Origin of the sequence: Solwaraspora sp. WMMD792, assembly GCF_029626105.1 — a bacterium.
In the GTDB taxonomy this organism is placed as follows: Bacteria; Actinomycetota; Actinomycetes; order Mycobacteriales; family Micromonosporaceae; genus Micromonospora_E.
This window is the reverse complement of sequence record NZ_JARUBH010000009.1, coordinates 2530665-2544694: the sequence shown is the minus strand read 5'-3', so window position 1 is coordinate 2544694 and position 14030 is coordinate 2530665. Positions and strand designations below refer to the sequence as shown.

Annotated in this window: 12 protein-coding genes; 3 read left to right on the top strand and 9 right to left on the bottom strand. The window is 72.3% G+C overall.

Going from position 1 to position 14030, the window contains the following annotated elements:
- Positions 1–2 precede the first annotated feature (2 nt).
- The 4 genes from O7629_RS12885 to O7629_RS12870 all read right to left on the bottom strand — a co-directional run bounded on the left by O7629_RS12885 (position 3) and on the right by O7629_RS12870 (position 4440).
- On the bottom strand, positions 3–1763 hold the full coding sequence (locus O7629_RS12885; protein ID WP_278169402.1) for an HEXXH motif domain-containing protein: 1761 nt from the start codon (positions 1761–1763) through the stop codon (positions 3–5).
- A gap of 137 nt (positions 1764–1900) precedes the next feature.
- Positions 1901–2161 carry a hypothetical protein gene (locus tag O7629_RS12880; RefSeq protein WP_278169401.1) on the bottom strand — a complete coding sequence of 87 codons (261 nt, stop codon included), beginning with the start codon at positions 2159–2161 and terminating at the stop codon, positions 1901–1903.
- A 60-nt stretch (positions 2162–2221) separates the two neighbouring features.
- Complete coding sequence (locus O7629_RS12875; RefSeq protein ID WP_278169400.1) at positions 2222–3343, bottom strand: hypothetical protein; 1122 nt, start codon at positions 3341–3343, stop codon at positions 2222–2224.
- Positions 3340–4440, bottom strand: coding sequence for a PaaX family transcriptional regulator C-terminal domain-containing protein (locus tag O7629_RS12870; protein ID WP_278169399.1), 1101 nt, complete (start codon positions 4438–4440; stop codon positions 3340–3342). Before O7629_RS12870 ends, O7629_RS12875 begins: the two co-directional genes overlap by 4 nt.
- A gap of 249 nt (positions 4441–4689) precedes the next feature.
- Between O7629_RS12870 and O7629_RS12865 the strand changes: the two genes are divergently transcribed.
- Positions 4690–6081: a PHB depolymerase family esterase gene (locus tag O7629_RS12865; protein WP_278169398.1), complete on the top strand. Its 1392-nt coding sequence runs from the start codon at positions 4690–4692 to the stop codon at positions 6079–6081.
- 307 nt (positions 6082–6388) lie between these two features.
- Here O7629_RS12865 and O7629_RS12860 read toward each other — a convergent pair whose 3' ends face one another.
- The 4 genes from O7629_RS12860 to O7629_RS12845 form a co-directional block, all read right to left on the bottom strand.
- On the bottom strand, positions 6389–7708 hold the full coding sequence (locus O7629_RS12860) for a cytochrome P450 (RefSeq protein WP_278166959.1): 1320 nt from the start codon (positions 7706–7708) through the stop codon (positions 6389–6391).
- Positions 7709–8054: 346 nt separating this feature from the next.
- Entirely contained in the window at positions 8055–8801 is a 747-nt protein-coding gene (locus O7629_RS12855; RefSeq protein ID WP_278166957.1) for a hypothetical protein, read from the bottom strand.
- The gene (locus tag O7629_RS12850; RefSeq protein ID WP_278166955.1) at positions 8798–9613 is read right to left on the bottom strand and encodes a hypothetical protein; all 816 of its coding nucleotides are present in this window, start codon (positions 9611–9613) and stop codon (positions 8798–8800) included. The genes O7629_RS12855 and O7629_RS12850 overlap by 4 nt, the downstream gene beginning before the upstream one ends.
- Entirely contained in the window at positions 9610–10326 is a 717-nt protein-coding gene (locus tag O7629_RS12845; protein ID WP_278166953.1) for an ATP-binding cassette domain-containing protein, read from the bottom strand. The genes O7629_RS12850 and O7629_RS12845 overlap by 4 nt, the downstream gene beginning before the upstream one ends.
- 133 nt (positions 10327–10459) lie before the next feature.
- Between O7629_RS12845 and O7629_RS12840 the strand changes: the two genes are divergently transcribed.
- Complete coding sequence (locus O7629_RS12840; protein ID WP_278166951.1) at positions 10460–11323, top strand: histidine kinase; 864 nt, start codon at positions 10460–10462, stop codon at positions 11321–11323.
- Positions 11320–12027, top strand: coding sequence for a response regulator transcription factor (locus O7629_RS12835; protein WP_278166949.1), 708 nt, complete (start codon positions 11320–11322; stop codon positions 12025–12027). Before O7629_RS12840 ends, O7629_RS12835 begins: the two co-directional genes overlap by 4 nt.
- A gap of 277 nt (positions 12028–12304) precedes the next feature.
- Here O7629_RS12835 and O7629_RS12830 read toward each other — a convergent pair whose 3' ends face one another.
- On the bottom strand, positions 12305–13999 hold the full coding sequence (locus O7629_RS12830) for a S8 family serine peptidase (protein ID WP_278166947.1): 1695 nt from the start codon (positions 13997–13999) through the stop codon (positions 12305–12307).
- Positions 14000–14030 lie beyond the last annotated feature (31 nt).

Below are 14030 nucleotides of genomic sequence, written 5' to 3'. Positions count from 1 at the left end.
AATCAGCTGGCTCGGTCCTGTACCGGCCAACCGGCCCAGTCGGACCGGCTGGTCTGCGCCCTGGCCAGTCCGTCCCCGACCCAGGCCGCCAGTCCGACCAGGTCCGGTACGCCGAGCGTGGTGTCGCCGCGTGTCGTGTGTCGTAGCGTCTCCATCACCAGTTCCGGGCGGTGCAGCAGGGCACGGGCCGCAGGGTGCGCCGGGTCGTCGGACCAGGTCAGCCCGAGTCCGATGCAGCTGTGCGCCAGAGTCTTGCCGCCAGGCGAGTCGCCGGCCAGCTGCCGCAGGTAACCGGTGCGCGCCTGGGCGTCGTCGCCGCTGACCAGGGCGAGGTCGGCGGCGGTGGCTCCGGTGACCCGGGTGCCGATGACGTCTGACTCGGCGCACAGCTGGTCGAAAGCGGCCGCATCAGTCAGCCGGTGGCGGACCAGCACCGCGCGGGTGTCGAACCAGGCCGGGCCGGAATCGGGCAGCGCCATCGGCTGGGCGGTTGGCTCGTCGAGGATCCAGGTCGGGAACGAATCTCCGCTGGCCCAGGCTGCAGCCAAAGCCGGGCCAGCGGCACCGATCCGCAGATTGTGCGCTCTCCACAGCGCATAGTGGTCGATCGCCATCCGGTCGCCGAGGATCCGAGGCCCGGTCGACACCGGCTCCTTCTGACTGTCACAGACAGTGCGGTGCAGCATCTCGACGAACCGGCGTCCATGGTCGGTCAGTTGGCTCGATTCGAGTAGCTCCCGCAGTGCGTACCTGGTCTGCCGACGCCACAGTGCGAATTCGAAGGCGGCCAGATCGGCGTCGCCGGCCACCGCGTGTAGGCGACGAATCCGCCAGAACTCGGTGACGCCGGCGAACGCGTACGACCCCTGCAGCAGTCCGCCAATCGGTCGCGGGTCGTCGCGCCACGGGGCGTAGAACCGCCGGTTGGGATCGGCGCGGACCAGCGTGAGTAGGTGTGTCAGCGCGCCGAGTTTGTGGTGCTGCGACTCGTGCACCAACGTCGCCGCTAGTTGGACGGCGTCGTCCGGCTCGGATAGCAGCACGCCGCCGAACGCCTCCGTCCCCGAGGCCGACAATGGGCGGAACCGCTGTCCGGCGGGCAACGGAGCGATGGTCCGCAGTGTCGCCGCGATCGACCGGGCGCGGGCTGGCTGTTCCCGTACCAGCAGGTACCAGGCGCGCCGCAGCAGCGCCTCCCAGCGGCGTACCTGGTCGTCGTCCAGCGGTGCTGGCGCGGCGGTTCCGCGCAGGTTCCGGTACACGTCACGGTCGACTACCTCGATCCGTAGGGTGACGCCGCCTGCGGCGACCGTCAGCCGGATCGGATGGTGCCAGTGACGGTCACCGGGACTGGTCCGCTGCCCGATATCGTCGGTCATGGTGACAGCTCCGTCGCGGGCCACCACCCGGGCCCGGTGGCAACGCGGTGGCAACGACGCGGCGCCGACGGTGGGCAGCACCGCGAGTCCGTAGCGAGCCGGGACGTCGAGCTCGAAGCTGAGCCCGGCGCGCACTGCCGCAGCGGCGGCTAGGGTGTGCAGGTAGCCGAGGTCCTTCCAGAGCCGACCAGCGTCGGTGGCGGTGGCGGAGTGGTGGACCAGCCGGCGCAGGGCGTGTGCGGCCCAGACCCCGACCTGCGGCTGGGCGAGCACATCTTCGGTGGCGTCCGGATCGACCAGGTGCGCCCGGATCAGCAACTGCCAGGCGACGTCGACCGACGGTAGGGGACTTGCGGCCTCGGGATGTGTCCTAGCGATGTCCATGACGCTGCGTATCGCCAGCAGCCTCCAGCTCCGCTCTGACCGGCGTAGGGCTGCGACGCCCCGGTCATTCTCGGAGCCGGTAGCCAGGGCTTGGAAGTCCGCCGCAGTTATCGTGTGCGTGGCAGGTGTCTGGCCGGTCAACCGATCAGGTCTTCCGGTTGAGGGCCACCGGACGGGACCTCGCTGGAGAATGAGCCGTTGTAGTCGCTGACACTGCCTTCGGGGTCTGCGATCCAGTTCCGAACCCGGGCCATCGCGGCGGCCATGTCGGAACCGTCGACGCTGCGCAACGTCGCCACGTCCACCATCGACAGATCGAGCATCTCGGACTCGATTCCGGCCGGGGTGCTGTCCATCAGCGGTAGCCCTTCACGAAAGGTGACGGTCGATGTCCTCATCATCGCTCATCCCCGTACGGCAACGGAAGCGCCGAGGCACATGCGTCACAGCGGCGGCACCTACGCGGCGAGCCTCCGGACCGTCTCGGCGAGGTGGTCGACGGCCGGATCGTCGCCGGCGAAGAAGCGGACGGCGGCGACGAGTTCGGACAGTCCGGTGGCGTGCCGCTGACAGCCGCGGACGATGTTCACTGCGTCGATCCGCGCAGCCGGGTTGCGCCGGATCGAGGCGTAGACCGACGGGGGCAGCAGGGACAGGATCTCCTCGCGGTCGTTCGGCCGAAGAAACTCCGGGATCTCCAACAGCGCGGCCACCACTGCGGCGATCGCCGCCGTCGACGGCCGCGCCGGCCTGCCGGCGGTCTCTCGCGAGCCGGCCGGCTCCGCCGCCAGCAGCAGACCTTCGTCGCCGTAGGCGTTGCGGTACCACAGGTAGGTCGGGGTCTGCCCGGTCAGACCTTCGGCGTGCAACGCGGTGAACCGGGTACGGAGCCGGTCCGCGAGCCACTGTGCGTCGTCGAGCGCCGCGATGCCGTCGGCGTCCAGTAGCCGCAGCAGTTCCCGGCTGAACAGCCCGGTCCGCTGCCGGTCCAGGTTGGCGGCAGGCTGGCCGACGGCGGCGGCGAACAGCACGTCCTGGCTGCGCCCAGCGACCGGTTCACCGACTGGGAAGGTCTCGTGTCCGTCGATCCGGCGTGGCCGGGCCGGGCCGTGGGTCTGGCAGACGTCGACCAGCCACAGCTGCCGGTGCAGCGCCGTGACGAGGTCCGAGGCGTACGTCGCCAGCAGCGAGTCCAGGCCGAGGTCGACGGCGTCGGCGTCGGTCGCGTCGGCGTAGTAGAGCCGGCGCCGCCGACCGGGGTCGACGAAGCCGTGACCGCCCCAGTAGACGTACAGTTCCCGGGCGGAGCTGTCGGGCAGCTCGCGCAGCAGCAGTTGACGGACGGTGGTCCGGTCGGCGGGTCGCCGTCGCACCCCGGCCGGCAGATCGTCCTCGGGCGGCGCCGGGTCGGTGAGCAGGTCCACGTTCCCGGCGGGTACGCCGTGGGCGACGAAGAACCGTGCGATCCGGACGGCGTCGTGGACCGGCCCGGTCAGGGTCCAGCCGTCGCCGGCCTGGTAGGCGCCGACGCCGACGGCGACCACCCGGGCGTCGGGGTGCTGCGGTGCGGTCGTGGTCACTGTCCGACGGTACGGGCCGCCGACCCGGCTTGCGCCGTCCGGTGCCCGGCTCCAGCTCCGAGGCCGAGGCCCAGGCCCGTTCCGAAGCCCGGGCCGGGGTCGAAGCCCGGGCCGGGGCTGTAGCCGGGGCCGGGACCGGCTGGCTGGACTCCCGCCAACAGATCGCCGGTGGTGTGGGCCCGTACGTGGTCGGGGGCCGCGTCACCGGAGAAGCGGGTGACGACCGCCCGGACGTGTCGTTCGGCGACGTCGGCGAGACCGTCGTAGACGGCGGCGAAGACCTCCCGGGCGGGATCCCGTAGCCAGTTGGCCGGCAGCAGCTCGACCGGCAACTGCGGATCGAGGGTGGGGAACCGCCGGAAGGTGTCCATCACTTCGGTGCGGGCCCGTACCGCCGCCGGTCCGCTCACCTGACCGGAGTGCACCTGGGGCAGCAGCGCCTGCCACCGGTCGACGAAGTCGCCGTACTGTCCGGCGATGGCCTCGACGTCCCAGGCGTCGAGCGGGTCGCGACCGGTGGTGGCGCCCAGGTCGGCCTGCCGGCCACGGAAGACCGAGATGGTGCCGGGAGTGAGCTGGGCGAGATGGCGCATCGCGGGCCCGGGCAGCGTGCGGGGGGAGATCCACAACCCGTCGTACAGCGGCGCGAACCCCAGCCACCGGAGCTGGCCCCGCAGCGCCCGCCGTTGCGCGCTGTGCTCCTGCGGCAAGGTGAACGCGACCAGGGTCCACTGGCCGTCCCACGGCCGGGCCGTCGCGGTGGCGGTGAGAATCCAGTGTCCGCCGATCGCCAGGCTGGCGGCGGCGGCGTGGGCGAGCCGGTACGAGCTGTGCCGACCGCGTCGACTGCCTTCGAGTACCCCTCGGCGGGCGAGCCGGCTGATGGCGGTCCGGGCGCCGGCGGGGGTGACGCCGGATTCGGCGAGCAGCGCGACGATGGCGGCCGACGGCAGCCAGGCGCGGGTCCGCAGGGTGTAGTCGGCCAGCAGGGTCACCGCGAGGCCCTGCGGCGAGTTGCCGGTCTGCCGTCGGGGCAGCCGCACCGGCCGGCCCGCCTCCTCCGGATAGATCTCCTCGATGCTGAACAGGCTCGTCACGGGCACTCCGGCGTGGCTCGGGGGCAGCGGTACCGACTGTAGACGGCGTGATCTCCGGTTGGCGCAGGTGACCTGGGTTCATGGCAACGACCCGGGATTGTGATCGAGCTGTATCGATTGACACTTGTCTGTCCGGCGGGAACACTAAGTGCCACACATTGCCGTGCGAAGGCCGGGCGGGGCAGGGCCGGACGTCCCGCCGGCCGGCACACGACAGGGGACAGCACACGACAGGAAGGAGTCAGGTGCATGAGAGTCAGACGAAAACTGCTGCTCGGCATGGCGATGTCGCTGGTCGCCGCCGGCCTGGTCGTCCCGGCGCTCCGGCCGGCGTACGCGGCGTCGTTGGTCCAGGTGACCAACTTCGGTAACAACCCGGGCGGAATGCAGATGCACGTCTACGTGCCGGACAGCCGTCCGGCGAACCCGGCGATCGTCGTGGCGATGCACGGCTGCGGCGGATCCGGGCCCGGCTTCTACTCCGGCAGCGAGTTCGCCTCACTGTCCGACCGGTACGGCTTCATCGTGATCTACCCGACCGCCACCCAGCAGGCCGGCTTCGGCAACTGCTTCGACGTCTGGTCCGAGGCGGCGAGGCGGCGGGGCGGCGGCAGCGACCCGGTGTCGATCATGTCGATGGTCCAGTACGCCCAGCAGCAGTACGGCGGCGACCCCAACCGGGTGTACGCCACCGGCAGTTCGTCCGGCGGCATGATGACCAACCACATGCTGGCCGTCTACCCGGACGTGTTCAAGGCCGGGTCGGCCTTCATGGGAGTGCCGTACAACTGTTTCGCCAACGCGGCCGACTATCCGCCGTGGAGCAGCCAGTGCACCGGTGGCAACATGAACCGGACCCCGCAGCAGTGGGGTGACGCCGTCCGTCAGGCGTACCCGGGTTACTCCGGCCCGCGGCCGCGGGCGCAGCTGTGGCACGGCACCGCCGACACCCTGGTGCCGTACTCGTTGCTGCAGGAGGCGGTCGACCAGTGGACCAACGTGTTCGGGCTCAGCCAGACACCGACCCGTACCGACACCCCGCGGTCCGGCTGGAACCGCCGCCAGTTCGCTGACAGCTCCGGCACCGTCCAGGTCGAGGCGTACAGCATCCAGGGCGCCGGCCACAGCCTGCCGAGCGGCGGCATGGCCGCCGTTGCCATCGAGTTCTTCGGGTTGACCTCGACCCCACCGCCGACCACGGCTCCGCCACCCACCACCGCACCGCCGCCGACGACGGCTCCACCGCCCACCACCGCACCGCCGCCGACGACGGCTCCGCCACCGACCACCGTGCCGCCGCCGACGACTGCGCCGCCGCCCACCGGTGCCTGCCGGGTCGCGGCCACCATCAACGCCTGGAACAACGGGCTGACCGGGAACTTCCGGATCACCAACACCGGTTCCAGCGCCGTCAACGGCTGGTCGCTGGTCTTCACCCTGCCCGGCGGGCAGACCATCACCGGGGGCTGGAACGCCACCTACTCACCGAATTCGGGGCAGGTGACGGCCCGCAACATGTCCTACAACGCCAGTATCCCGGTCAACGGCTCGGTGGACATCGGCTTCCAGGCCACCCACACCGGCAACGCCGGCGCACCGAGCTCGTTCACCCTCAACGGTGCCGCCTGCACCATCAGCTGACCAGCGGCTGAACCACCGGTCCGGACAGGCTGGAACACCGGTCCGGGCAGTCAGACAAGGATGGTCCCCGGGGCCCCGCCGATCGGCGGGGCCCCGGGGACCATGTCCTGCAGTCGTCGACGTCGTCCGCCGGGTCGGCCTACTCGTAGTGGTAGGGCCAGTAGATGTACCGGCCGCTGACCCGCTTCCTGCCGGCCAGCCGGGCGGCCAGGTGACGCAGTGTCCGCATGGCTACCTCCTCGTTCGATCGAGGTGAGTAATTCTCATGACCATCGCACACCGGTTGCGGGTACGCAACGAGACGTGATCAGAACTTTCCGTCGACAAACCGGGCCCGCAGGCCGGCCGGTGCGAGCCGGCCGGCGAACCGCAGCCGGGTCGACGCGGCGTTCGACGACTCGACCGAGCCGCGCTGGGCCAGCCGGGAGACGGTGAGGGTGAGCTGACGCATGGTCAACGCCGTACCGATACAGACCCGGGGCCCGGCGCCGAAGGGCAGGAACGCCGCTCCCGGTGCCGGCCGGCCGGCGGCCCACCGGCCGGGGTCGAACTCGTCGGGCCGCTGCCACCACCGTGGATCCCGATGGATCAGGTACGCGCCGATCAGCACCTCGTCGCCGGGCCGCAGCGTCCACGGACCCAACCCGGTGGCCGTACGGGCGGTCCGGGTCATCAGCCACGCCGGCGGATACAGCCGCAGCGCCTCGTTGACCACGGCCTCGGCCAGCGGTAGCCGGGCCGCCGGCGGCGGGTCGCCGGAACCGGCCGGCCCGCCCGCCTCCGCCCGCAGCGCGGCGACAAGCTCCGGCCGGCTGGCGAGTTCCCAGGTCAGCGAGGTCAGCGCGGCAGCCGGCACGCCGTGTCCGCCGAGCAGGACCGGGCGCAGCGTCGACACGACCGCCCGGTCCGGCAGTGCCGGCCGGGCCGCCAGCAGCACGTCCAGTAGGTCCAGGGTGGATGTACCGGCCGAGGCCGTACCGGTCGGGGCGGTCCCGGCCCGACGGCGTCGCACCACCGACAGCAGGGCGTCGGTGAACGTGCGGTGTGCGCGGAAGAACCGACGGTTGCGCCGAATCGGCAGCCAGGCCGCGAACCCGTACTTCGCGGTCTCGAACGGCGCGGTGGCGGCGACGCCCTCGGCGAGCAGCTCCGGGACCCCTGCGGAGTCGGCTCCGAAGCAGTAATCGGCGATCGTCGCGGCGGCGTACTGTCGCATCATCGCCAGCACGTCGGTTTCCCGGCCGGCGGCGGCGTCGAGGTCCGCGTCGAGGATCTCGACGGTACGCCCGTCGAAGGCGGCGCTGGCCTGTCGGTCGAGACCGGCCCACGCGGCCCGACGGGCCGGCATCCAGGCCTCGGCCCGCTCGGCGGCCCGGTCGAGGTCGGGGCGGGCGTCGAACGGGGCCAGCTCGGGCAGAAAGGCGTTGCCCGGCCGGGTGAGCACGTCGTGGGCCAGCTCCGGGTCGATCACGAACACGGTGCGGTCGTCGAAGGTGAACACGTCGCCGTACTCGCGGTGATTGCGCTCGATGAAGCCGATCCGGTCGGCCTCGTAGGCCGGGGTGTTGCCGGTGAGCCAGTGCCCGCGCGGCCCCGGTGGCCGGTCGCCCTGCTTCAGCGGTGCCATCTGCGGCTCCTAACCAGGTGCAGGACCCCGCTACCGGGATCCTGCCTTCGTTCCCGGTGTCCGACGGCTGTCTACGCCTGGTGGTAGTACCACCACTCGTACCGGCCGCTGATCCGCCTCCTGCCCACCAGCCGGGCCGCCAGGTGCCGCAACGTCCGCATGTCCACCTCCTCGATCGGATTAGGTGAATGCTTTTCTTGATCGTGTCACCTGAGGATGCCGCACACAACGCCATCGCAGCGAAACAGCTTGTTACGTCTGCTCGGATGGTGCCGGCGGGGTGCCGGAACCGACCTCGGCGAGGCCAGGCGTGGTCAGGTTGGGTGCGGTCAGGTTGGGTGCGGCCTCAGACGTCGCGTCGAAGGAAGACCGTCGCCGCCACCGTGCCGATGACCCCGATCCAGCCGAGCAGGACGATCAGCCCGGTCACCAGATCCGGCACGGCGACCGCAGCAGCGTCCGACGCTCCGGCCAGCAGCCGACCGGCCCGCTCCGGCAGGACACCGGCGACGCCGGTGAACCCGGCCAGCACCGGGCAGACCACGAACACCAGCCCGAGCGTCACGGCCAACCCTGGTAGGACTCCGCGCAGCACGACCGCGACGGCGTGGCCGAGCAGCCCGACCAGGACCAGATAGCCGACCGCGCCGACCGACACCTGCACAGCGGCCCAGCCGACCGGCCGCACGGTGGCACCGGCGATCCAACCGGTCGTCAGGCCGGCACCCAGCGCCGCTGCGGCGGTGAGCGCAGCGACGACCAGGTACGCCGCCGCCCGACCGGCGAGCACCGTCCGCCGGTCCGGGCAGGCGACCAGGGCGGTCCGCAGCAGGCCGCCGGCGTACTCGGCCGCGCCGCCGAGGACCCCGATGATGATCGGGCCCGCCTGCAGGAAGGGAACCGCCCGGCAGGCCAGGGCCACGGCGTCGACACCCGCCGGCCCGCCTTCGCCGGTCGACCGGGCCGTGGCGACCGTCACGGCGACGACGGCGACCGCCGCGCCGACCGTACCGCCGAGGGTGGCGACGACACCCGGCAGTGTCCGCAGCTTGACCAGCTCGGCCGCGACGACGTCGCCGAGACCGCCGGTCACACGTCGCGCCGATGGAGTACCCCGGCGGCGACGGCGAGCAGCCCGAACGTCCAGCCGGCCATCACCAGCCCGCCGGCCAGTGGGGCGAGCGCGTCGCCGAAAGCGACGTGTTCGCGGGCGAACAGCCGGATGCCGGCGAGATCCGGCAGGTAGCGGGCCAGCGGGGTGACGTACGACAGCAGCAGTGACAGCGACACCAGCGAGTTGTTGACGATGAGCACGGTCATCGGCACGATCCCGTTGCGGGTCACGACGGTGACCGCCAGTGCGGTGAGCGCGGTCAGCGCCCAGTAGACGGCCGCGCCGACCGCCCGGACCACGGTGTCCGCCGTCGCGGTGGCGCTGGCGACGGTGGCGGCACCGGCGTTGGCGCCCGCCCCGCCGACGACAGCATGGGCCAGGGCCAGCGACGCGGGCACCGCCACCCCGGCCGTCACGGCGACCAGCCCCACCGCGACCAAAGCCTTCGCCGCCAGCACCGGCAGCCGCCGGGGCGCGGCGGTCAGCGTCGTGGTGATCTGCCGGCCACCGCCGCTGTCGCTGCTGTTGGCGGTGTACTCGCTGCCGACCACGACGACGCCGATGACGACCGCGCCGACGGTGCCGAGCGGCACAGCGGCGAAGAACGCCTCCGGCGCGGACGTGTACGCGACCAGTTCGGGACGGCCGGACGCCAATGCGCCGCGTACCGTGACCGAGTTGACCAGGGTGATCGCGACCGATCCGATGACCGCGACGGCCATCGCGACGGCGGTCGCCGGCAGGGTGACGGCCTTGCGCCATTCGGCGGCGACCGTGTCGAACGCCGTCACCGGGCGCCGGGCCGCGCGTCGCTGCCGGTGAGGGCGAAGAACGCCGCCTCGGCAGTGCCGTGTCCGGCGACGACCTCGGCCAGCGGGCCGGCCGCGACGGTCCGGCCGTCGGCGACGACCACCAGGTCGTCGGCGATGCCGGCGAGTTCGCCGATCAGGTGACTGGACAACAACACCGTCCCGCCGGCGTCGGCGTGGGCCCGCAACAGCCGCCGGACCCACCGGACGCCGTCCGGGTCGAGTCCGTTGACCGGTTCGTCCAGCACCAGCGCCGCCGGCTCACCGAGCAGCGCGGCGGCGAGCCCGAGTCGGCGACCCATCCCGAGGGAGAACCGGCCCGCCCGCTGCCGGGCGGCCTCGGCCAGCCCGACCTGGTCGAGGACCTCGTCGACCCGGCGTCGGGGGATCCCGTTGCTGCGCGCCAACCAGGTCAGATGGCTGCGGGCGGTACGGGACCGGTGCGCGCCGGAGCCGTCGAGCATCGCACCGACCGTGTGCAGCGGCCGGCGCAGCTCTCGGTACGGCCGTCCGGCGACCAGGGCCCGGCCGGCGTCGGCGCGGTCCAGACCGAGCAGGATCCGCAGGACGGAAGACTTCCCGGCCCCGTTGGGGCCGACGAATCCGGTCACCCGACCGGGCACCGCCTCGAAGCTGACGCCCCGCAGCACCTGTCGGGCACCTCGCCGTTTGACGACGTCGTCGATGAGCAGCATGCCTGCCATCCCACCGCCGATCCGTCGCCGTGTCGTCGGGCCGGGGACGGGACCTGCGGACCGGTCCTGCGACCGTGGTCGTGCGACCACGGTCCGATTGTCGGCCCGACCCGGCGGACCTAGACTCGGGCCGGTGGACAGCAGTGGGCGTCCGACCTGGCGTTCCCGGGTGTGGCTGGTCGCCGCCGCGCTGGCCGCCGTCCTTGTCACGCTGGCCCTCGTGACCGGTGCCGAAGGGCCGGCGGCGCTGGTCGTTCCGGCCCTCGCGATCGTCTCGGCGTTCGTCGTGCTGGCCTGGGCCTTGGTCCGCAGCCGCCGGCAGCGCCGCCGCTACGAGGAGCAGCTGACCGCCTGGGCCGCCGAGCGGGCCGGTCAGACCGAACGCTTGCGGATCGCCCGTGACCTGCACGACCTCGTCTCACACGGGCTGGGCCTGGTCACGGTGCGGGCGGCGGCCGCCAACCGGGTGGCCGGCGTGGGCGGTGACGCGGAACGTGCCGCCGCACTCGCCGACATCGAGCGGGTGGCCCGCGAGACGACCACCGAACTGCGACGGCTGCTCACCGTCCTGCGTACCTCGGGTGACGGGCCGGCACCGGTGCTGCCGGCGGCGTCGCTGGGCGACCTGCCGGGGATCGTCGGCGCGGCCCGGGACAGCGGGCTGCCCGCCGCGCTCGACCTGGCGGAGCTGGGCACGGTCTCGTCCGGGGTGCAGCTGGCGGTGTGTGCGGTGGTCCGGGAGGGACTCCACAACACCGCCCGGCACGCCGGGCCGACCGACGTCCGGGTCAGGGTGCACCGCGACGGGGACGCGGTGGTCGCCAGCGTCCGTGACGGCGGACCCGTTGCCGGATGGTGCCCGCAGCCCGGCGCCGGCCACGGGCTGACCGGGCTACGCGAGCGGGTGGACGCCCTCGGCGGGTCGCTGCACGCCGGTCCGGTCGGTCCCGGGTTCCACCTGGTGGCGCGGCTACCCGAGCCTGGGGCGGCGGGGTGACGTCGCGACCGGCGCGCCGACCCGTGCGGGTCCTGGTCGCCGACGATCAACCGTTGCTGCGGCACAGCCTCGCCATCGTGATCGACAGCGTCGACGACCTGGTGGTGGTCGGTTCGGCCGCCACCGGCGCGGACGCGGTGACCCTCGCACGGCTGCTGCGTCCGGATGTCGTCCTGATGGACATCCGGATGCCCGGCGGGGACGGCATCGCCGCCACCCGCGCGATCACCGGCGACGGCACGCTGCGCGACGTGCGGGTGGTGGTGCTCACCATGTTCGAACTCGACGAGTACGTGTACGGAGCGTTGCGTGCCGGCGCGAGCGGATTCCTGCTCAAGGACACCCACCCGGACCGGCTACTCGACGCCGTCCGGCGGATCCACGCGGGGGAGTCGTTGTTCGCTCCCAGCGTCCTGGCCCGGATCGTGGCGCACTACGTGGACCGTGCCGACCGGCGCGCCGGGCGTCGGGCGCCCACCCTCGACGGGCTCACCGACCGGGAGAAACAGGTGCTGGTCCAGGTCGCCGAGGGCTTGTCCAATGACGACATCGCGCAGGTACTGACCATTTCGGTGAAGACCGTCAAGACCCACATCGGCAACCTGCTGGCCAAGCTGTCCGCCCGGGACCGGGCACAGCTGGTGATCGCGGCGTACGAAAGCGGCCTGGTCCACCCGCGACCCGCCGGCCGGCGGTCCTCCTGAACAAGCTGTCCGGCGGTCCTTCTGAATATGCTGGACGGCGCCAGTCGGTCGATGGGCGGGCAGTGGCCACCCGAACGACGGCGCAACCTTGACCGGTCACCGGACCGGCCTGCGGTCCGTACCCTGCGAACCTGACGATTCTGCTGGTATGACGAGGAGGGTCGGATGGATTCGGCGATGTCACGCGACGTCGACCGGCGGCGGTGCGGGACCGGCTGCGGCCGGCGGCCGGGGTGGGCGGTGATCAGCCAACCCCGGCCGTCCGGACCGGACGTGCTCAGTGGTGGTGCAGCGGTCGGGTGACCGCGGCGAAGGCGTCGACGATGCCGTGGCCGTAGAAGCCGTTGAAGCTGGTGCCGCCGTCGCAGTAGGCGTCCCATTCGGGGGACCGGCCCTCGTTGGCGTAGGACACCAGGCGCGGCTCGGGGCAGGCCGTGTCGGCGGCGGTCCGGTACAGGTGCCGTTCCACCTTGTCCGGGTCCAGGGTCAGCCCGCCCCGGCGGCCGTCGCGCTTGCCGTACCGGCTGACGATCAGCGCGGCCACCCCGGAGACGTGCGGCGACGCCATCGAGGTGCCCTGCAGGTACGTGTAGTAGCCGCAGGTCCCGGCCGACGTGCACTCCTTGAACACGTACGACTCGGCGTCCGGCACGATGTTGCCGTCAGCGTCGACCGCGCCCTCCTCCTGCAGTACGTGCAGCGGGTACGACGACAGGATGGTGTTGTCGTAGGTCCGGTGGGTCGGGGTGCCGTACCCGTCGCGGAACCAGCCGCCGGGCGCGGCGACCGAGATCTCCTCGGTGCCGTAGTTGGAGTAGTCCGCCTTGGCCTTCGACGGGCCGAGCGCCGACACCCCGATCACGTGTGCGCCTTCGACCGGCAGGTCCCAGCAGGTGTCGTTGTCGATGGTGCGCAGCCGGGGGGTGCCGCCGTAGTTGGGGCTGGACGAGTCCGGGCGGGGGTCGCCCAGGTCCTCGTGGTTGTTGCCGAGCGAGCCGACCAGCGTGACGCCCCGCTTGTGCGCGTACCGCAGCGCCCGGTTGACCGCCTCGATGGTGGCCCGCTGCGACGCCTGCTCCTCGGCGGAGTCGGCCGGGTTGTCCAGGCAGTTGTACAGCCACGGGTCGATGTAGAACGACATGTTGACCACGTCGATGCCGGCGTCACCGGCGTAGACCAGGGCGTTGACCACCGAGTCGAGGAAGAAGTAGCCGGAGTCCTGGCCACCCTTGAGCGCCACCAGGGTGACGTTGGGGGCGACGCCGGACAGGCCGAAGCGGTTGGCGGCGGCGCCGATGGTGCCGGCGACGTGGGTGCCGTGGCCGCTGTCGTCGCGGTCGACCGGGTCCAGGCAGGACTCCACCTCGCACGTCCCGTCGATGTCGGGGATGTCGGGGGCGAAGTTGCGCGACAGCGAGTAGCTGAAGTTGGGCCTGATGTCCGGGTGCTGACCGTCGACCCCGGTGTCCAGGATGCCGACGGTGACCCGCCGGTCGCCCGGCTCGACCCGGCGTGACTTGTCCGCCCGCATCATCGGCAGGCCCCAGAGCTTGTCGTCGAGCGGGTCCATCCGGGTGCCGCGTCGCCCGGCCGCCCCGGCGGATGTCGCGCCGGCGATGCGGTGCTCCTGCTCCACCGTGTCGAAGCGCTGGCGTGGCGCGTACCCGATGGCCCGCTTCTCCGCGGCGCCGAGCAGCGCGGGAGCGGCGGCGACCTTGGCGGCGAACTCGGCGTCGTCAGTGACGACCTGGTACATGCCCACGTCGACGGTGCTGCCGGTGACGGTGCCGCCGGCGGCCTCGATGGCCGCTGTCGCCTCGGCGGTGCCGGTGCCGGCCTCGGCGACCACCGTGTACTCGGTGACGTCGCCCGAGGCGCCGGGGGCGGCGGCGGCCGGTCCGGCCGGTACGGCGCCCAGCAGGGCCAGGGTCGTCGCGGTAGCGACGGCACCGGCGGTGAAGCGTCTGCTCACCACATCATCCCTTCGTAGAATGTGCACGGAC

Bases quoted from the DNA above. Each gene is read 5' to 3' on its own strand.
- O7629_RS12885 (WP_278169402.1), bottom strand. From the start codon at position 1,763: ATGGACATCGCTAGGACACATCCCGAGGCCGCAAGTCCCCTACCGTCG.
- O7629_RS12880 (WP_278169401.1), bottom strand. From the start codon at position 2,161: ATGAGGACATCGACCGTCACCTTTCGTGAAGGGCTACCGCTGATGGAC.
- O7629_RS12865 (WP_278169398.1), top strand. From the start codon at position 4,690: ATGAGAGTCAGACGAAAACTGCTGCTCGGCATGGCGATGTCGCTGGTC.
- O7629_RS12860 (WP_278166959.1), bottom strand. From the start codon at position 7,708: ATGGCACCGCTGAAGCAGGGCGACCGGCCACCGGGGCCGCGCGGGCAC.
- O7629_RS12845 (WP_278166953.1), bottom strand. From the start codon at position 10,326: ATGCTGCTCATCGACGACGTCGTCAAACGGCGAGGTGCCCGACAGGTG.